Annotated in this window: 16 protein-coding genes; 8 read left to right on the forward strand and 8 right to left on the reverse strand. The window is 62.8% G+C overall.

The features are described from left to right. Window positions 1–26 precede the first annotated feature (26 nt). Complete coding sequence (gene proC, locus B9Z52_RS03750; protein ID WP_108412513.1) at window positions 27–851, forward strand: pyrroline-5-carboxylate reductase; 825 nt, start codon at window positions 27–29, stop codon at window positions 849–851. 50 nt (window positions 852–901) lie between these two features. Here proC and ubiA read toward each other — a convergent pair whose 3' ends face one another. The 7 genes from ubiA to B9Z52_RS03785 form a co-directional block, all read right to left on the reverse strand. After that, on the reverse strand, window positions 902–1,753 hold the full coding sequence (ubiA, locus tag B9Z52_RS03755) for a 4-hydroxybenzoate octaprenyltransferase (protein ID WP_108412514.1): 852 nt from the start codon (window positions 1,751–1,753) through the stop codon (window positions 902–904). Between the two features lie 16 nt (window positions 1,754–1,769). Beyond that, window positions 1,770–2,963 (reverse strand): phosphoglycerate kinase, encoded by a 1,194-nt coding sequence (locus B9Z52_RS03760; RefSeq protein WP_108412515.1) that lies wholly within the window; start codon window positions 2,961–2,963, stop codon window positions 1,770–1,772. 99 nt (window positions 2,964–3,062) lie between these two features. After that, window positions 3,063–3,398: an AzlD domain-containing protein gene (locus B9Z52_RS03765; protein WP_108412516.1), complete on the reverse strand. Its 336-nt coding sequence runs from the start codon at window positions 3,396–3,398 to the stop codon at window positions 3,063–3,065. Then, entirely contained in the window at window positions 3,395–4,126 is a 732-nt protein-coding gene (locus tag B9Z52_RS03770) for an AzlC family ABC transporter permease (RefSeq protein WP_108412517.1), read from the reverse strand. Before B9Z52_RS03770 ends, B9Z52_RS03765 begins: the two co-directional genes overlap by 4 nt. Then, on the reverse strand, window positions 4,126–5,091 hold the full coding sequence (gene fmt / locus B9Z52_RS03775) for a methionyl-tRNA formyltransferase (RefSeq protein WP_108412518.1): 966 nt from the start codon (window positions 5,089–5,091) through the stop codon (window positions 4,126–4,128). Before fmt ends, B9Z52_RS03770 begins: the two co-directional genes overlap by 1 nt. 5 nt (window positions 5,092–5,096) lie before the next feature. Beyond that, window positions 5,097–5,603, reverse strand: a complete 507-nt coding sequence (def, locus tag B9Z52_RS03780) for a peptide deformylase (RefSeq protein WP_108412519.1) — start codon at window positions 5,601–5,603, stop codon at window positions 5,097–5,099. 65 nt (window positions 5,604–5,668) lie between these two features. Next, window positions 5,669–7,321 (reverse strand): phosphoethanolamine transferase, encoded by a 1,653-nt coding sequence (locus tag B9Z52_RS03785; RefSeq protein ID WP_233251803.1) that lies wholly within the window; start codon window positions 7,319–7,321, stop codon window positions 5,669–5,671. A gap of 166 nt (window positions 7,322–7,487) precedes the next feature. Here B9Z52_RS03785 and dprA point away from each other — a divergent pair, with 166 nt between their 5' ends. Both dprA and B9Z52_RS03795 read left to right on the forward strand, forming a co-directional pair. Next, window positions 7,488–8,636: a DNA-processing protein DprA gene (gene dprA, locus B9Z52_RS03790; protein WP_108412521.1), complete on the forward strand. Its 1,149-nt coding sequence runs from the start codon at window positions 7,488–7,490 to the stop codon at window positions 8,634–8,636. A 121-nt stretch (window positions 8,637–8,757) separates the two neighbouring features. Then, on the forward strand, window positions 8,758–10,266 hold the full coding sequence (locus tag B9Z52_RS03795; protein ID WP_108412522.1) for an FAD-linked oxidase C-terminal domain-containing protein: 1,509 nt from the start codon (window positions 8,758–8,760) through the stop codon (window positions 10,264–10,266). 211 nt (window positions 10,267–10,477) lie between these two features. On the opposite strand, the gene B9Z52_RS03800 is transcribed toward B9Z52_RS03795, so the two are convergent. Further along, window positions 10,478–10,978, reverse strand: coding sequence for a transposase (locus tag B9Z52_RS03800; protein WP_108412523.1), 501 nt, complete (start codon window positions 10,976–10,978; stop codon window positions 10,478–10,480). Between the two features lie 220 nt (window positions 10,979–11,198). Here B9Z52_RS03800 and B9Z52_RS03805 point away from each other — a divergent pair, with 220 nt between their 5' ends. Genes B9Z52_RS03805 through B9Z52_RS03825 form a run of 5 tightly spaced genes read left to right on the forward strand, consistent with a single transcriptional unit; the run spans window position 11,199 to window position 16,004 of the window. Then, window positions 11,199–11,717 carry a MarR family winged helix-turn-helix transcriptional regulator gene (locus tag B9Z52_RS03805; protein ID WP_108412698.1) on the forward strand — a complete coding sequence of 173 codons (519 nt, stop codon included), beginning with the start codon at window positions 11,199–11,201 and terminating at the stop codon, window positions 11,715–11,717. A gap of 23 nt (window positions 11,718–11,740) precedes the next feature. Then, a complete protein-coding gene (locus tag B9Z52_RS03810; protein ID WP_108412524.1) occupies window positions 11,741–13,429 on the forward strand; it encodes an FAD-dependent monooxygenase in 1,689 nt (562 codons plus the stop codon). A gap of 9 nt (window positions 13,430–13,438) precedes the next feature. Continuing rightward, window positions 13,439–13,627, forward strand: a complete 189-nt coding sequence (locus tag B9Z52_RS03815) for a DUF2783 domain-containing protein (RefSeq protein WP_108412525.1) — start codon at window positions 13,439–13,441, stop codon at window positions 13,625–13,627. Between the two features lie 26 nt (window positions 13,628–13,653). Beyond that, entirely contained in the window at window positions 13,654–14,979 is a 1,326-nt protein-coding gene (fahA, locus tag B9Z52_RS03820) for a fumarylacetoacetase (RefSeq protein WP_108412526.1), read from the forward strand. A gap of 53 nt (window positions 14,980–15,032) precedes the next feature. Next, window positions 15,033–16,004 carry a Bug family tripartite tricarboxylate transporter substrate binding protein gene (locus B9Z52_RS03825; RefSeq protein ID WP_108412527.1) on the forward strand — a complete coding sequence of 324 codons (972 nt, stop codon included), beginning with the start codon at window positions 15,033–15,035 and terminating at the stop codon, window positions 16,002–16,004. The last annotated feature ends 35 nt before the right edge of the window (window positions 16,005–16,039 follow it).

Consider the following 16,039-nt stretch of genomic DNA (forward strand, 5'->3'; position numbering starts at 1 on the left):
ATCAGACACCCAAGAGACACCCCAACATGAGCACACCTTCACAACAGATCGCATTCATCGGCGGCGGCAACATGGCCAGCGCCATCATGGGCGGTCTGATCCGCCAGGGCATGAAACCTACACAAATCACCGTGGTCGAGCCCTTTGCTGACACGGCCGCCAAACTGCTCAAGGATTTCGGCATCACGGCACTGCCCTCGGCAGGCCCGGCGCTGGCCCAGGCAGACCTCGTGGTCTGGGCGGTCAAACCCCAAATCTTCAGCGACGCGGCCGCCCCCGTCATGGCGCACACCCGCAAGGCGCTGCACCTGTCGGTGGCCGCAGGCATCCGCACCGACAGCATCTGCCGCTGGGTGGGCACCGATCGCGTGGTGCGCTGCATGCCCAACACACCCGCACTGGTGGGCCAAGGCATGACCGCGCTCTACCCCTGCCCCAGCGTCTCCGCAGCCGACAAGGCACTGGTCGAGCAGGTGATTGGCACCACCGGGCAATACCTGTGGGTGGCGCAGGAATCGCAACTGGACGCGGTGACCGCCCTGTCGGGCTCGGGCCCGGCCTATGTGTTTTATTTCCTGGAAGCCATGACCGAAGCCGGTGTGGGCATGGGGCTTTCGGCCGACCAAGCCTACCAACTGGCCGTGGCCACTTTCTCGGGCGCATCGTCTTTGGCCGCAGCATCGACCGAATCCCCCGAAGTGCTGCGCCAGCGCGTCACCTCCAAGGGCGGCACCACCTACGCGGCACTCACCGCCATGGAGGCCGCTGGCATCAAACCCGCCTTCATCCAGGCCATGCAAGCGGCACAAGTGCGGGCGCGCGAACTGGGCGATGAATTCGGCAAGGCCTGACGACCGCGCCACCAGTGGGCGGCTTCAGCCCTTGCATGGCAGGTACGCCATCACCGATAAGACAAGGCCACACCCACAAACACGCTGAAGCCCAGCCAGTGGTTCAGCCTGAAGGCTTTGAAACAGCCTTCGCGGCTGCGCTGGCGAATCAAGCCGTGATGCCAGACCACCTGGCCTGCCGAGACAGCAAAGGCCAGCCAAAACCACACCCCTTGCTGCGGGGCATTCAGCAGCCATGCCCAGATCAACAGGTAGGCCGCATAAAAGCCCATGATGGTAGGCACATCCTTGTCGCCCAAGGTGATGGCCGAGGTCTTCATGCCGATCTTGAGGTCGTCGTCGCGGTCGACCATGGCGTATTCGGTGTCATAGGCCAGCACCCAAAACAGATTGCCCAACAAAAGCGCCCAGGCCAGCAGCGGCACACGGCCTTGCACGGCCGCAAATGCCATCGGGATACCGAAGCTGAACGCCACGCCCAGCACCGCCTGCGGCATGGACACGTAACGTTTGGCATAGGGGTACACCAGCGTCACCGCCAGCGCGGCAAATGAACAAACAATGGTGGCCTCGTTGGTGGTGAGCACCAAGCCAAACGCGCACAGCGCCAGCACGGCGCCCACCAGCAAAGCTTCGCGGGTGCCGATGCGGCCGCTGGTCACCGGACGGTTGGCCGTGCGTTTCACATGCTTGTCAAAGTCGCGGTCGGCCACATCGTTGGCGCAGCAGCCCGCGCTGCGCATGAGGAGGGTGCCCAAGGTGAACACCGCGATCAGGTGCCAACCCGGAAAGCCCCCGGCCGCCACCCACAAAGCCGCCAAAGAAGGCCACAACAAAAGCAACCAGCCCGCAGGCCGGTTCCAGCGGATCAGGTCCAGATACAGCTTGAGTTTGTCGGTCATGGACCAATACTTGGCGTCAAGCTGCCGCCCGCTTCATCAGGATCTCAAATGCGGGCAAGATCTTGCCTTCCAGGATTTCGAGGAAAGCGCCGCCGCCGGTCGAGATGTAGCCGACCTGTTTTTCGATGCCATATTTGGCAATCGCGGCCAGGGTGTCGCCACCGCCTGCGATGCTGAAGGCGCTGGACTCGGCGATCGCCTGGGCAATGACTTTCGTGCCGTTGGCGAACTGGTCAAACTCGAACACGCCCACCGGACCGTTCCAGACGATCGTGCCTGCAGCCTTGAGCTGCGCCGCAAGCTGGGCTGCGGTCTCAGGCCCGATGTCCAGGATCATGTCGTCGTCGTCCACTTCAGTGGCTTTCTTCACCGTGGCCACGGCATCGGCCGCAAAGGTCTTGGCGGTCACCACATCGGTCGGGATCGGCACCTCGGCACCACGGGCCTTCATGGCCTCGATCACGGCCTGGGCCTCCCCCACCAAATCGGCTTCGGCCAGGCTCTTGCCGATCTTCAAGCCCGCGGCCAGCATGAAGGTGTTGGCAATGCCGCCGCCCACGATCAGCTGGTCCACGTTTTGCGCCAGGCTCTTCAAGATGGTCAGCTTGGTGGACACCTTGGAGCCCGCCACAATGGCCGCCAGCGGGCGCTTCGGGTTGGCCAGCGCTTGGCTGATCGCATCAATCTCGGCAGCCAGCAAGGGGCCTGCACAAGCGATAGGCGCAAACTGCGCGATGCCGTAAGTCGTGCCTTCAGCCCGGTGAGCGGTGCCAAAGGCGTCGTTCACGTAGATGTCGCACAGCAGGGCCATCTTGCGGGCCAGTTCTTCGTTGTTCTTTTTCTCGCCCTTGTTGACGCGGCAGTTCTCCAGCAGCACCACCTGGCCCGGGGCCACGGTCACGCCGTCCACCCAATTAGCGACCAGCGGCACTTCACGGCCCAGCAGTTCGCCCAGGCGCTTGGCCACCGGGGCCAGCGAGTCTTCGGCCTTGAATTCGCCTTCGGTGGGACGGCCCAGGTGGCTGGTCACCATGACAGCGGCACCGGCGGCCAAGGCCATCTGGATGCAGGGCACACTGGCGCGCACGCGGGTGTCTTCGGTGATGCTGCCGTCATCGGCTTGGGGGACGTTCAGGTCGGCGCGGATGAAAACACGTTGGCCTGCGGCTTGGCCGTTGGCACACACATCAGAAAAGCGGATGACGTTCATGGTGGGACAGGTCCTGTATCGAGAAAACTGTTCTCATTTTAAAAGGCACATCTGACGCCGGCTGACAAAACGGCCAAACGAAACCAGAACAAATCCGGCTTACCAGCCCAGCCCCAGATGCAAAGGCAGGTACACGGCCATGCCCGCCACAATGGTCAGCAGCACGTCGCGCCGCCAGAAGTAGACACCTGCGCCCACGGCCGCAGCAAACAGCCGGGCGTCTTGCCAGGTGCTGATGAGCGCGCCCTGCACGGTGATGATCTCGGGCACCACCACGGCCGACAGGGCCGCAATCGGCGCATATTGCAGGCCGCGCTGCGCCCAATGCGGCAGCTGCCAACTTTTGTTGGAGATGAAAAAGAAGCTGCGCGTGAGCACCGTCACCAGCGCCAGCCCCACGATGACCGCCAAGGTCCACAGATCGGTGCCGTTCATGCTTTGACTCCTGGCACGGGCCGGACTTTCTCGACCGTCAGGCACAAAATCACCGCCACGGCGATCGCCACCACGATGTTGAGCTTGAGCGGCAGGCTGTAGGCCACCACCGCCGCCGCCCCGGCCACGACCGAGGACAAGATGCGCATGCGCGAGCTGGCCAGCGAGCACTGGATGCCCAGCAAACACAAAATGCCCGCAAAGCCCAGACCCCAAGCCGTCGGGATCAGGTTGGCCAAGGCCACACCTGCAAAACTCGCCACGATCCAGGACAGCCAGTTCAGAAAATCATTGCCCGCCAAATAGGCCTCTTGCTCCAGCCGACCCTCGGCGGTCTCGGCTGGGTGGGCGTATTTGCGGGCAAACAGCACATAGCTGATGTCGGCCGTCAGGTAGCCGTGCAGCATGCGCTGCCAACGCGGCAAATGGATGAGAAAAGCGCGCAAGTGCAGGCTGAACACCACAAAGCGCAGGTTCACGCAAAAGCCGGTGGCCAAAATCACCCAGGCCGGAGCGCCCGCTACGATGAGCGGGATCGCCGCCAGCTGCGAGCTGCCGGCAAACACCAGCAGCGTCATGGCGCTGGCCTCGAACACGCTCATGCCCGACTTGACCATGGCCACGCCCGTCATGAGCCCCCAAGCGGCGATGCCGGGGGACTGCGGCGAGACCTCGCGCATGCCCTGCACAAAAGCCGGATGCCGGTTCAGGCGCGAGAAGAAAAACATCAGACCACCACCAGACGCTGACCCACTTGCAGCGGGCAACCGCGCAGGAAATCGGCCGCGCTCAGGCGCTTGCCACCGGGGCGCTGCAATTGCATGAGGCACAGCTGGCCCTCGCCGCAAGCCACGCGCACGCCGCTGGCATCGGCCTGCACCACGGTGCCGGGCTCGGCAGCTTGGGCCAGCGGCTCGGCCAGCGCTTGCCAAAGCTTGAGGGTTTCGGTGCCGCCAGCGGTGGTCAAAGGCACCGTCATGCCGGGGAAAGGGTCAAACGCCCGGATGCGGCGGGCCAGCACCTCTGCGGGCAAGGCCCAGTCGAGTGCGGCTTCGGCTTTTTCGATCTTGTGCGCGTAGTTCACGCCTTCGGCAGGTTGCGGCACGCGCTTCAGGTGGTCGATGTCGGCCAACGCCTGCACGATGGCCTCGCCGCCCAAAGCGGCCAGCCGGTCGTGCAGCACGGCGGTGGTGTCGGTGGGCAAGATGTCTTCCGTGCGCACCAACAGCATGTCGCCAGTGTCCAGGCCCGCGTCCATCTGCATGATGGTGATGCCGGTCTGCGCATCACCGGCTTCGATCGCGCGGTGGATGGGGGCCGCGCCACGCCAACGGGGCAACAGCGAAGCATGGATGTTCAGGCAGCCGCGCGGCGGCAGGTCCAGCGTCCACTGCGGCAGGATCAGGCCGTAAGCGGCCACGATCATGGCCTCTGCGTTGGCGGCCAGCAAGGCCTCGCGGGCAGCGGCCGCGTCTTCGGGGTATTTGCCGTCCAGCCGCAAGCTGCGCGGCTGGGCCACCGGCACGTTCTGCTGAAGGGCCCATTGCTTGACGGGCGAGGGCTGCAGCTTCATGCCGCGTCCGGCCGGGCGGTCGGGCTGGGTCAGCACCAACACGATCTCATGGCCTGCCGCGTGCAAGGCGGCCATGGCCACCTGGGCAAATTCGGGCGTGCCCGCAAAAATCAGACGCATACCGCTCAGCGCTCGGCTTTTTGGGCTTTGACCATCTTGGTCTTGATGCGGCCTTGCTTGAGGGGCGAGAGGTATTCCACAAACACCTTGCCCTTGAGGTGGTCCAGCTCGTGCTGAATGCAGATGGCCAAGAGGCCCTCGGCTTCGATGTTTTGCGTTTGACCATCGCGGTCCAGGGCCGTGACCTTGACGGCCGTGGCGCGCTCCACGCCGTCGTAAATGCCGGGCACCGACAGGCAGCCTTCATCGCCTTTGACGCGCTCATCGCTCATCCAGATGATCTCAGGGTTGATCAGCACCAAAGGCTTGTTGCGCTCTTCCGAGGTGTCGATGACCACCAGACGCTGGTGCACATCGATTTGCGTGGCGGCCAAGCCGATGCCGTTGGCCTCGTACATGGTCTCGAGCATGTCGTCGATCAAGGCGCGCAGACGGTCGTCCACCGCAGCCACGGGCTGGGCCACCTTGTGCAGGCGGGGGTCGGGATAGCAAAGAATGGGAAGCAGGGCCATGGATCAAATAGGGCAAAGGTCAGAACCGATCCCCTATTGTCCCTAATTTCGAATGGACCTGCCGTTCAACGGCCAGCCGAGCAGCCGGCAAAGATGTCCAACTGTGGCTTGGACAGGCCCGTGGCGACCTGGCTCAAGCCCAGCATCGAGTGGAACAGGTTGTCGTGTGACATCGGTTTGTCCGCCTGGCTTTGCAGACAGGCCATGCGCCAGCCGCGCTGCGCTTGCATAGGCTTGGACAGCCAGGCCAGCATGGGCACATGGGTTTGCTCGCGCGGGGCCATGCGGTAGGGCATACCGTGCAGGTACAAGCCCTTCTCGCCCAGCGACTCGCCATGGTCCGACAGATACATCAAAGCCGTGGGACGCGCTTGCGCCTGCAACCACTTGACGGTTTGAGACACAAAGTGATCGGCATACAGCACCGAGTTGTCGTAGCCATTGACGATCTGCTCAACCGGGCAGTTTTGCAGCGCGCTGCTTTGGCACTCGGGCTTGAACTGCTTGATGGCCTGCGGCGAACGCTTGTAATAGGCCGGGCCGTGGCTGCCCATCTGGTGCATGACCACCACCGTGCCTTTGGCGCGCTTGACCGGGTCCAGCAAGGCCAGCTGTTTGGGCAACTCCTGCAGCATGATTTCATCGAAGCATTCGCCGTCCTGGCACAGCTCTGGCACCTTCAAGGCCTGGGTTTCCCATTTTGAAACCCGATCGCACACGCCTTTGCATCCGGACTGGTTGTCGATCCACAGCACGGCAAGCCCCGCGCGCTGCAACACGTCGAGCAAGCCTTCATAAGGTTGATCGCTGTTTTCATAAGCGGTCTTGCCCAGGTGCGAGAACATGCAGGGCAAGGATGTCTGGGTGCTGGTGCCACAGGAGCTGACGTCCGAGAAATACACCAAGTCGCCTTGCGCCTTGAGCTGGCTCAACTGCGGCGTGGTCTGGCGCGTGTATCCGGACAAGCCAAAGTTGGCAGCACGCACCGTCTCGCCCACCACCAGCACGATCAGGGGCGCGTCTTTTTCCGAATCCGGCACGGCCAGCAGCTTGGCGTCCTCACCAATGGGCAGCAAGGGTTTGGCCGCTTGCGAAGCCTGCCCCACCGACAAACGCACCACCGCATACACGCTGTTGAAGGGGTTGGCCATGTAGCGCAAGGTGGTGTGGTTGCGCATCAAGGAAGCCAGGTCCTGAAAAGACAGCCACACGAACACGAACATCATGACCCAAGCCAGTACAAACAGGCCCAGCTGGCGCAGCGCAAGCGGTTTGAAGCGCACCGCCTTCACAGGCTGACGCCACCACCAAACACCCGGCAAGAAGACCCCAAAAAACACGGCAACCAACATCCGCCATGACAGCAGATCGCGCACCTCGCGCGCATCTGTATGGACGACATTGGCAATCATGCTCGGATCAATCACCACGTTGTAGGTCAGCATGAAATAACTGCTGGATGTCACCACCATCATGAACACGATACCCGCCGGCTTGAGCCATCTGGGCCACACCAAAAGGAGCAACAACCAACAAATCATGCTGTACAAAACCAGTATCAGGCTGCCCAGGGTCATCACAGCCTTGAGCCCCTGAGACTCCGGCAATTGCCACACAGCGATCCACATCGGCAAGTTGCCAGCAACACTGAGCCATGCGGCCAACACCATCAACATGGAGGTGGGATGCCACGGCTGGCTTTTGAATAGACTGTTCATGCGGCGCTTTGTAGGTGAGAGCGGGCCTGATTTTAGTCGTCGCAGTTTCATACGCGCAGTGCTTTCCACGAACTCTGAGCCCACACCTGTGTGACTTGACGCCGACCGGATGAGGCCACCACAATGCTTGCAAAGACAGGCAACCAGGCTGCACAGGGAGACATGGATGGTGAATACCCCCGAAGAGTTGGGCGCATGGCTGCGGCTGTCGCTCACGCCCAGCGTTGGCAACGAGAGCGCACGCAAACTGCTGGCCGCTTTTGGTCTGCCGCACCGCATCTTTGCCCAAACCGAATCGGCTTTGCGCCAAGTCGTCTCGGCCGCGCAGGCCAGGCATTTGGTGGGCACACCCGATGGGTGGGCGGAACTGAGTCGCGACACCTGGACATGGCTACAGCACAACCCCGATTCGACCATGGCGCACGCCATGGTCACCTTGGGCGATGCAGACTACCCGGCACCCCTTTTGCGCATGCCCGACCCACCACTGATACTTTACGCTCTGGGCCAAACCGCTGCACTGGGCCGCCTGAACGCAGAACAATGCTTGGCCATGGTAGGCAGCCGCAACCCCACCCCTCAGGGCCAGGCCAATGCGCGTGAATTTGCGCGAAGCTTGGCAGGCAGCGGTCTGACGATCGTCTCAGGTCTTGCGCTGGGCATCGATGGGGCGGCGCACGAGGGGGCTTTGCTGGGGGCACCAACGGGAGCGCTGGCCACCGTGGCCGTGGTCGGCACAGGACTGGACCGCGTCTATCCGCGCCAGCACCGCGAACTGGCCCACAGCATCGCGCAGCGCGGCCTGATCCTCAGCGAGTACCACCTGGGCACGCCACCGCTGAACGCCAACTTTCCAAAACGCAATCGCCTCATCGCAGGGCTCTCACACGCGACCTTGGTGGTGGAAGCGGCCCTGCAGTCGGGCTCACTCATCACCGCCAAACAGGCACTGGAGCAAGGTCGCGATGTGCTGGCCATTCCGGGCTCCATCCACTCTGCTCAGGCCAAGGGCTGCCACGCCCTGATCAAGCAAGGTGCCAAGCTTGTGGAATCGGCGCAAGATGTGCTCGAAGAGCTGCGCTTGCCTGACCCATTCGCTCAAGTGCCATCGACACTGGTCAATGCAAGCGCCAACGAAAAAACAGAAGATGCATTGCTTCGCTGGATCGGCCTGGATCCAGTCGGTCTGGATGCTTTGCAAGCTTGCTGCGGCTGGCCGACCGCGCAACTGCAAGCGCAGTTGCTGGAATTGGAGTTGTTGGGCCAGGTTGGACGCTTGCCTGGCGGACTGTTTCAGCGCATTGGCTTTACCTGACCCATCAATGCACAACCCATGTCTGTGACGTCTTAAATTCACGCCATCGTCAAAGATTCTTCAGCCCCGCACACGTGGCTTGCGCTTACAGTTGCGTCTTACTTTCAAGGTTTTGCATGCCATGAGCGCCAACACCCCCGCCGAAACCCGCGAACTGAACACCACCGAACGTGCCGAGCGCCAACGCGCTGTGGTGCAGGCCCTGGGCCGGGTGCTGCCGGCTGACGCCATCCTCTACACCCCCGAAGACACCACGCCCTACGAGTGCGATGGCCTGACCGCCTACCGCGAACGGCCCCTGGTGGTGGCGCTGCCCGAAACCGAAGCGCAGGTGCAAGCCCTGCTGCGGGCCTGCCACGCGCTGCAAGTGCCGGTGGTGGCACGCGGTGCGGGCACGGGCCTGTCGGGCGGCGCCATGCCGCACCGCATGGGCGTGACGCTGTCGATGGCGCGCTTTAACCAGATCAAAACCGTGGACCCCGTGAGCCGCACGGCCGTGGTGCAGTGCGGCGTGCGCAACCTGGCCATCAGCGAAGCGGCTGCGCCCTACGGCCTGTATTACGCACCCGACCCGTCGAGCCAGATCGCCTGCACGATTGGCGGCAACGTCGCCGAAAACTCAGGCGGTGTGCACTGCCTCAAATACGGCCTCACCGTCCACAACGTGCTCAAAGTGCGCGGCTTCACCGTCGAAGGTGACCCCATCGAGTTTGGCAGCGATGCGCTCGACACCTCGGGCTATGACCTGATGGCCGTGTTGGTGGGCAGCGAAGGCATGCTGGCCGTGACGACCGAAGTCACCGTCAAGCTGGTGCCCAAACCGCAACTGGCCCGCTGCATCATGGCCAGCTTTGACGATGTGCGCAAAGCCGGTGACGCGGTGGCCGCCGTGATCGCGGCAGGCATCATCCCGGCGGGTCTCGAGATGATGGACGGCCCCATGACCATCGCGGTCGAAGACTTTGTGCACGCAGGCTACGACCTGAGCGCGGCGGCCATCTTGCTGTGCGAGAGCGACGGCACGCCCGAAGAAGTGGAAGAAGAAATTGGCCGCATGAGCGAGGTGCTGCGCGGCTGTGGGGCCACCGCCATCACGGTGAGCCGCGACGAAGCCCAGCGCATGAAGTTCTGGAGCGGCCGCAAGAACGCCTTCCCGGCGTCGGGCCGCATCAGCCCCGACTACATGTGCATGGACTCGACCATCCCGCGCAAGCGCCTGGCCGACATTTTGGAAGCCATCTCCGCGATGGAAGAAAAATACGCTCTCAAGTGCCTGAACGTGTTCCACGCAGGCGACGGCAACCTGCACCCGCTGATCCTGTTCGATGCGAACGACCCCGACCAGCTGCGCCGCTGTGAGCTGTTTGGCGCCGACATCCTGGAAACCAGCGTGGCCATGGGCGGCACCGTCACGGGCGAGCACGGCGTGGGCATCGAGAAGGTCAACAGCATGTGCGTGCAGTTCAGCTCTGAAGAAAACGAACAGATGTTCGCCGTCAAGCGCGCCTTTGACCCGCAAGGCCTTTTGAACCCCGGCAAGGTCATTCCGACGCTGAACCGCTGCGCCGAATACGGCAAGATGCTGGTGCGGGCGGGGGCGATCAAGCACCCGGATTTGCCACGGTTTTGAACTGTTGGTTTTTGCAGGTCGGCGGCTTTAGCCCCGACGTGCGGCCTTGGCAAATCTGGCATCTTCAACGCCACCAAGGCATCGTCGGAGCTGAAGCTCCGACCTACAGGAAACCCGTGTGTTGGTAGTCTTCTGTAGGTCGGCGGCTTTAGCCCCGACATGATGAACCACTCGCACTTGTCGGGGCTGAAGCCGCCGACCTACAAACGCTTCACTCTCTGACGCCAGGCAACACGCCGGGGGCCGTGCCCCAATCAGCAGGGTAAATGCCGTTCTTCACATACCGGTGAAAAGTGCTGTGCGGCCAATCACCGACCTGCGGCACAAGCCCATGCTTGACCGGGTTGAAATGGATGTAGTGCGTGTGCTGCTCCACATCCCGCTCGTCACGCAAGGTTTGCTCCCAAAAACGCGCTTGCCAAAAAGTCTGAACACCCATGCGCCCACGCAAGCGATGCACAACGCCTTGCTTGATCAGCATCCAGCGGGTCGAAAAATCGGCGTCATCGCCAGGCAAACGCCAGATGCAATGCAGGTGATCAGGCATGACCACCATCGCCAGGGTTTCAAATGGGCGTTGCGCACGCACAAGCCGCATCACATCACCCAAGGCAGTAACTGCCGACGTCTCTCGCAGCCACGGTGCACGCTGATGGGTCACGACGGTGAAAAAGTACGTGCCCCCCGGGATGTTCGATCGACGGTATTGCATGGCGGGCTCTCCCTTTTTGAATGGATTGAGCCACTCTTTTTATGAGTCATCAAGCATTCATTTTGACAAAGCATTTGTTGGTCAGTGGCTTCAGCCCCGACAAGTGCATGCGGTCCACCATGTCGGGGCTGAAGCCACCGACCTACAAAAATTCATCAACCCCAACTGGTTGCGCACGCAACCAGTTTTCTCTACAATCTGGCCAAAACCCATTTGGCCCATGACCACACCCCCAAAACCGCCCAGCGCTGGCACACCTGGCGCGCCACTCAACCGCACACTGACCTACCGGCTGCATCAGCTGCACAAGCTGACCGACATGGACAGCCAGTCGGTCTATCCAGAGCGCACGGGCCTGTCGATGAGCGACGGGCGGTGCCTGACGACGATTGGGACGTTTGAACCTTTGTCGGTCAAGGAACTGGCCGACAAAGCCAACCTGAACAAGGGCCAGGCCAGCCGCGCTGCACAGGCGCTGGTCGATCAAGGGCTGGTGCGCAAAGCCGACCACCCGGGTGATGGCCGGGGCGTGGTGCTGACACTCACGCCTACCGGACGCAAATTGTTCACGCGCACTATGCAACTGATCAGCCAACGCAACGACGAAATTTTTGGCTGCCTGACGGCCAAAGAACAAGCCACGCTGAGCGCCATGTTCGACCGGCTGATTGCCCATGCCCGACCGGGAGTTGTGACGGATGCCCCGCAGGGTGCCCATTCATCCATCCAGCACCGCTGATCCTCAAACCACAACACCAGACCATGCACACCCCCAGCACCGAGGCACGCCCTTCGATCTATTACACCTACGAGGTTTTCAAGCCCTGGCTGGCCTCGGCACACCCCCAGCAAGACCGCCAAAAAGTCGTGATCGTCGGCTCCGGTCCAGCCGGCATGGTCACCGCGCTCGAACTCGCTCGCCACGGCGTGCCCAGCGTGGTGCTGAGCGCCGAGCTGCAGCTCTCACAGGGCAGCCGGGCGATTTGCTTCACCCGCCGCTCGATGGAAATCTTGCAGCAAGTGGGCGTGGCCGACCGCATGACCGCAGGCGGTTTGTCCTGGCGCTTTGGCAACTCTTATTACCGGGGTCAGCGCGTGTTCCGCATGGAAGCGCCGCACGACCCCGATGACCGCTTCTTTCCGATCATCAATGTGCAGCAGCAGTTCATGGAGGAGTACCTGCACGACGCTTGCAAAGCGAACCCGCTGATCGACTTCCGCTGGGGCAACAAGGTCAACAAAGTTGATCAGAAGGACGGCTACGCCCTGCTGGAAGTCGACACGCCCGAAGGCCCCTATGCGTTGGAAAGCGACTGGGTCGTGGCCGCCGACGGGGGCCGCTCAGGTCTGCGCAGCGCCATGAACCTGCAGATGGAAGGCGCGTCCTACGAAGGCTTTTTCGTGATCGCCGACATCAAGATCGACTTACCCTTTCCCACCGAGCGACTGGCTTATTTCGACCCCGAGTGGAACCCCGGCAACACCATCTTGATGCACCGCGAACCGAACGGCATCTGGCGCGTGGACTACCAGCTGCCGCCGGGCGAGACGCCCGAAGAAGCGCTGCGCCCCGAATCGCTCAAGGCCCGCATCAACGCGCAGCTCGCCATGATCGGGCACGCAGGCTTGAAGTGGGAGATGGACTGGTCTTCGGTCTATTCAGCCCGCACGCTCACCTTGCCCGAGTTTGTGCACGGCAGCGTGATCTTCACAGGCGACGCGGCGCACCTGCTGCCCATCTTTGGGGTGCGGGGGGCCAATACGGCGTTTCAGGATGCGCAGTCGCTGGGCTGGCATCTGGCTTTTGTGGTCAAGGGTCTGGCAAGCCACAAGCTGCTGGCCAACCACAGCACCGAGCGCGTGGGCGCGGCGCGCGAGATCATCACCGAAGCGGGCAAAAGCACACGCTTCATGGCGCCGCCCAGCCGGGGCTTCAGGTTGCTGCGCGATGCGGTGCTGTCGCTCTCGCTCACGCAAGAATTTGTGCGCCCCCTGTACCACTGGCGCACCTCGCGGCCGCACGAGTACACCCATTCGGTACTCAACAGCGCGGGTGATGACAACGGCCTGTTCAAGAGCGGTCCGGCGCACGGCGCACCGCCGCAAAACGTGCGCTTGGGCGTGAACGACTTTCTGCTCGACCACCTGGGCGGCGGTTTTGACCTGCTGTACTTCACCGACACGGATTTGCCTGAGGCGCTGCAACAAGTGATCAGCGCAGCGCGTGCAACAGGCATGCCCCTCACAGTGACCGCCGTGGGGGCGGCTCAAGCTGTGGTCGGGGCCGACCAGTACTTGCCCGACGCCGATGGCCATCTGCGCCAGCGCTATGGTGTGGCCGCCAACGGTGGTGCCTATTTGCTGCGCCCCGACCAACACGTTTGTGCGCGCTGGATCACACTGGATGCCACGCGCCTGCAAGCCGCACTGACTAACGTCTTGCCGCAATAAGGAAAAAAGATGACCGACAAAGCACTCACCATCGGCGGCCTCGAAACCGTCTACGACGCACTGGCCACGGCCATTGACCAAGCAGGCGCTGACAAGGCCGAGCTGTTTCTGGTGAAGCTGGCCTTGCTCCAGGCCCAAGCACTGGGCGATGCCACGCGATTTCAGCAGCAGGTCGACACCGCCCTGCAAGACCTTTGAATCCCCGACACAAGAACGAGACCCACATGAGCACACTGAACGAAACGCACAACCCCGCGCTCCAAAGCTGGGTGGCCTCGGCCAACGCCCCGGACACCGACTTCCCCGTCCAGAACTTGCCGTTCGCGGTGTTCCGCCGCAAGGGGGCTGGCGAAGCCTTCCGTGGTGGCGTGGCCATTGGCGACCAAATCCTGGACTTGGCCGCTGTGGCCAAGGCTGGCGTGTTGACCGGTGAAGCCGCTGCCGCTGCGCAAGCGGGTGCGCAAGACAAGCTCAACGCCCTGATGGCCCTGGGCACGACGGCGTGGAGCGCCCTGCGCATGGCCCTGTCACGCGCCCTGCGTGAAGGTGCTGCCGAACAAGCCGCCTTGCAAGCGTGCCTGGTGCCGCAAGCCGAAGCCGAATACGACGTGCCCGCCCGGATTGGCGACTACACCGACTTTTACACCTCGGTCCACCACGCGACCAACATCGGCAAACAGTTCCGCCCCGACAACCCGCTGCTGCCCAACTACAAATGGGTGCCGATTGGCTACCACGGCCGCGCGTCGAGCATTGGCATCTCGGGCCAGCAGTTCCCTCGCCCTGTCGGCCAAACCATGCCGCCCGGTGCCACCGAGCCCGCATTCGGCCCCTGCAAGCGCTTGGACATCGAGCTGGAGCTGGGCATCTTCATCGGCAGCGGCAACGCTTTGGGCGAGCCGGTCGCCATCACCGAAGCCGAAGACCATGTGTTTGGCATCTGCCTGCTCAACGACTGGTCGGCCCGCGACATCCAGGGCTGGGAGTACCAACCACTCGGCCCTTTCCTGGCCAAGAACTTCGCCTCCACAGTCTCACCCTGGGTGGTGACGATCGAAGCGCTGGCCCCTTACCGCGTGGCCTTCACCCGCCCCGAGGGTGACCCGCAGCCCATGGCCTATCTGGACTCGGCCGCCAACCGTGCCGGTGGCGCGTTCGACATCCAGCTGCAAGTGGGCCTGCAAACGCCCCAAATGCGCGAAGACGGCCAGGCCGACGCCAGCATCTGCCGCACCAGCTACCGCCACGCCTACTGGACGTTGGCCCAAATGGTCACGCACCACACCGTAAACGGCTGCAACCTGCAGCCGGGCGACCTGCTGGGCAGCGGCACCCTGTCAGGCCCCACACTCGACCAGGCGGGCGCACTGATCGAGCTGACCACCGGTGGCAAGAACCCGATTGCCCTGCCCAATGGCGAGCAACGCACGTGGCTGGAAGACGGCGACAGCGTTGTGCTGCGCGGCTGGTGCGAGCGCGATGGCGCAGCGCGCATTGGCTTTGGCGAATGTGTGGGTACGGTGTTGCCTGCTCGTGCGTCTAAGGTTTGAACCCCACGCAAGTGATAAATTCAACAGATCAGCACCTCGACCCGGAGACCCACATGACTTTTTTCCAACCCGCACGCCGCCGCCTCGTTCAAGCACTGGCCCTCAGCAGCCTGCTGCTGGGCAGCCTGGCCCAAGCCGACACCACCATCAAGCTGATGGTGGGTTTCCCGCCTGGCGGTGGCACCGATGCGATTGCGCGTTTGCTGGCTGAAAAACTCAAAGAGCCTCTGGGCGCCAACGTGATTGTCGAAAACAAGGCCGGTGCCGGTGGCCAGATCGCTGCCCAAGCCCTGAAGGCCGCGCCCGCGGACGGCACGGTGCTGTTTTTGTCGCACGACCACACCATCTCGATCCTGCCGCAAGTGGTCAAAAACCCTGGCTTCAACCCCGCCCAAGACTTCACGCCGGTGGCCGGCTTTGCCACCTTTGTGAACGGCTTGGCCGTGTCCGGCGGCACGCCCGCCAAATCGTTCAACGAGTACGTGGCCTGGGTCAAATCCAAAGGCAAGGACACCGTGGGCGTGCCCGCGCCCGCGTCGGTGCCTGAATTTTTGGTCAAAGTGATCGGCGAAAAATACAAGCTGGACCTGGCCGCTGCGCCCTACCGTGGCAGCGCCCCCATGATGGCCGACATGCTGGGCAACCAGATCGCGGCGGGCGTAGCCTCGGTGCCCGACTTCATTGAAAACCACAAGGCGGGCAAAGTCCGCATGGTGGCCTTGCTGGGCAAGGACCGTCAGGCGCTGTTGCCCGATGTGCCCACTTTTGCAGAACTGGGTTTGACGGGCTTTGAAGACCTGCCTTACTACGGCATCTTCGCGCCCGCAGGCACACCCAAGGCCGTGGTCGACCGCACCTCGGACGCCTTGGCCAAAGTGCTGGCCCAACCGGACGTGAAAGCCCAACTGACCGCCATGGGCCTGACCGTGGGCCACATGACGCCTCAGCAACTGGGTGCCCGCGAAAAGGCCTACACCGCCACCTGGGCCCGCATCATCAAGGCCAGCGGTTTTCAGGCGCAGTAAAGGCAGACATCATCGGTTACCTGGCCCAGTAGGAG

This window comes from Limnohabitans sp. Jir72 (genome assembly GCF_003063575.1).
Classification (GTDB): Bacteria; Pseudomonadota; Gammaproteobacteria; order Burkholderiales; family Burkholderiaceae_C; genus Limnohabitans_A.

Excerpts from the sequence above, each read along its gene's own strand:
- proC (WP_108412513.1), top strand. The coding sequence starts at position 27 with ATGAGCACACCTTCACAACAGATCGCATTCATCGGCGGCGGCAACATG.
- ubiA (WP_108412514.1), bottom strand. The coding sequence starts at position 1,753 with ATGACCGACAAACTCAAGCTGTATCTGGACCTGATCCGCTGGAACCGG.
- B9Z52_RS03760 (WP_108412515.1), bottom strand. The coding sequence starts at position 2,963 with ATGAACGTCATCCGCTTTTCTGATGTGTGTGCCAACGGCCAAGCCGCA.
- B9Z52_RS03765 (WP_108412516.1), bottom strand. The coding sequence starts at position 3,398 with ATGAACGGCACCGATCTGTGGACCTTGGCGGTCATCGTGGGGCTGGCG.
- B9Z52_RS03770 (WP_108412517.1), bottom strand. The coding sequence starts at position 4,126 with ATGTTTTTCTTCTCGCGCCTGAACCGGCATCCGGCTTTTGTGCAGGGC.
- fmt (WP_108412518.1), bottom strand. The coding sequence starts at position 5,091 with ATGCGTCTGATTTTTGCGGGCACGCCCGAATTTGCCCAGGTGGCCATG.
- def (WP_108412519.1), bottom strand. The coding sequence starts at position 5,603 with ATGGCCCTGCTTCCCATTCTTTGCTATCCCGACCCCCGCCTGCACAAG.
- B9Z52_RS03785 (WP_233251803.1), bottom strand. The coding sequence starts at position 7,321 with ATGAACAGTCTATTCAAAAGCCAGCCGTGGCATCCCACCTCCATGTTG.
- dprA (WP_108412521.1), top strand. The coding sequence starts at position 7,488 with ATGGTGAATACCCCCGAAGAGTTGGGCGCATGGCTGCGGCTGTCGCTC.
- B9Z52_RS03795 (WP_108412522.1), top strand. The coding sequence starts at position 8,758 with ATGAGCGCCAACACCCCCGCCGAAACCCGCGAACTGAACACCACCGAA.
- B9Z52_RS03800 (WP_108412523.1), bottom strand. The coding sequence starts at position 10,978 with ATGCAATACCGTCGATCGAACATCCCGGGGGGCACGTACTTTTTCACC.
- B9Z52_RS03805 (WP_108412698.1), top strand. The coding sequence starts at position 11,199 with ATGACCACACCCCCAAAACCGCCCAGCGCTGGCACACCTGGCGCGCCA.
- B9Z52_RS03810 (WP_108412524.1), top strand. The coding sequence starts at position 11,741 with ATGCACACCCCCAGCACCGAGGCACGCCCTTCGATCTATTACACCTAC.
- B9Z52_RS03815 (WP_108412525.1), top strand. The coding sequence starts at position 13,439 with ATGACCGACAAAGCACTCACCATCGGCGGCCTCGAAACCGTCTACGAC.
- fahA (WP_108412526.1), top strand. The coding sequence starts at position 13,654 with ATGAGCACACTGAACGAAACGCACAACCCCGCGCTCCAAAGCTGGGTG.
- B9Z52_RS03825 (WP_108412527.1), top strand. The coding sequence starts at position 15,033 with ATGACTTTTTTCCAACCCGCACGCCGCCGCCTCGTTCAAGCACTGGCC.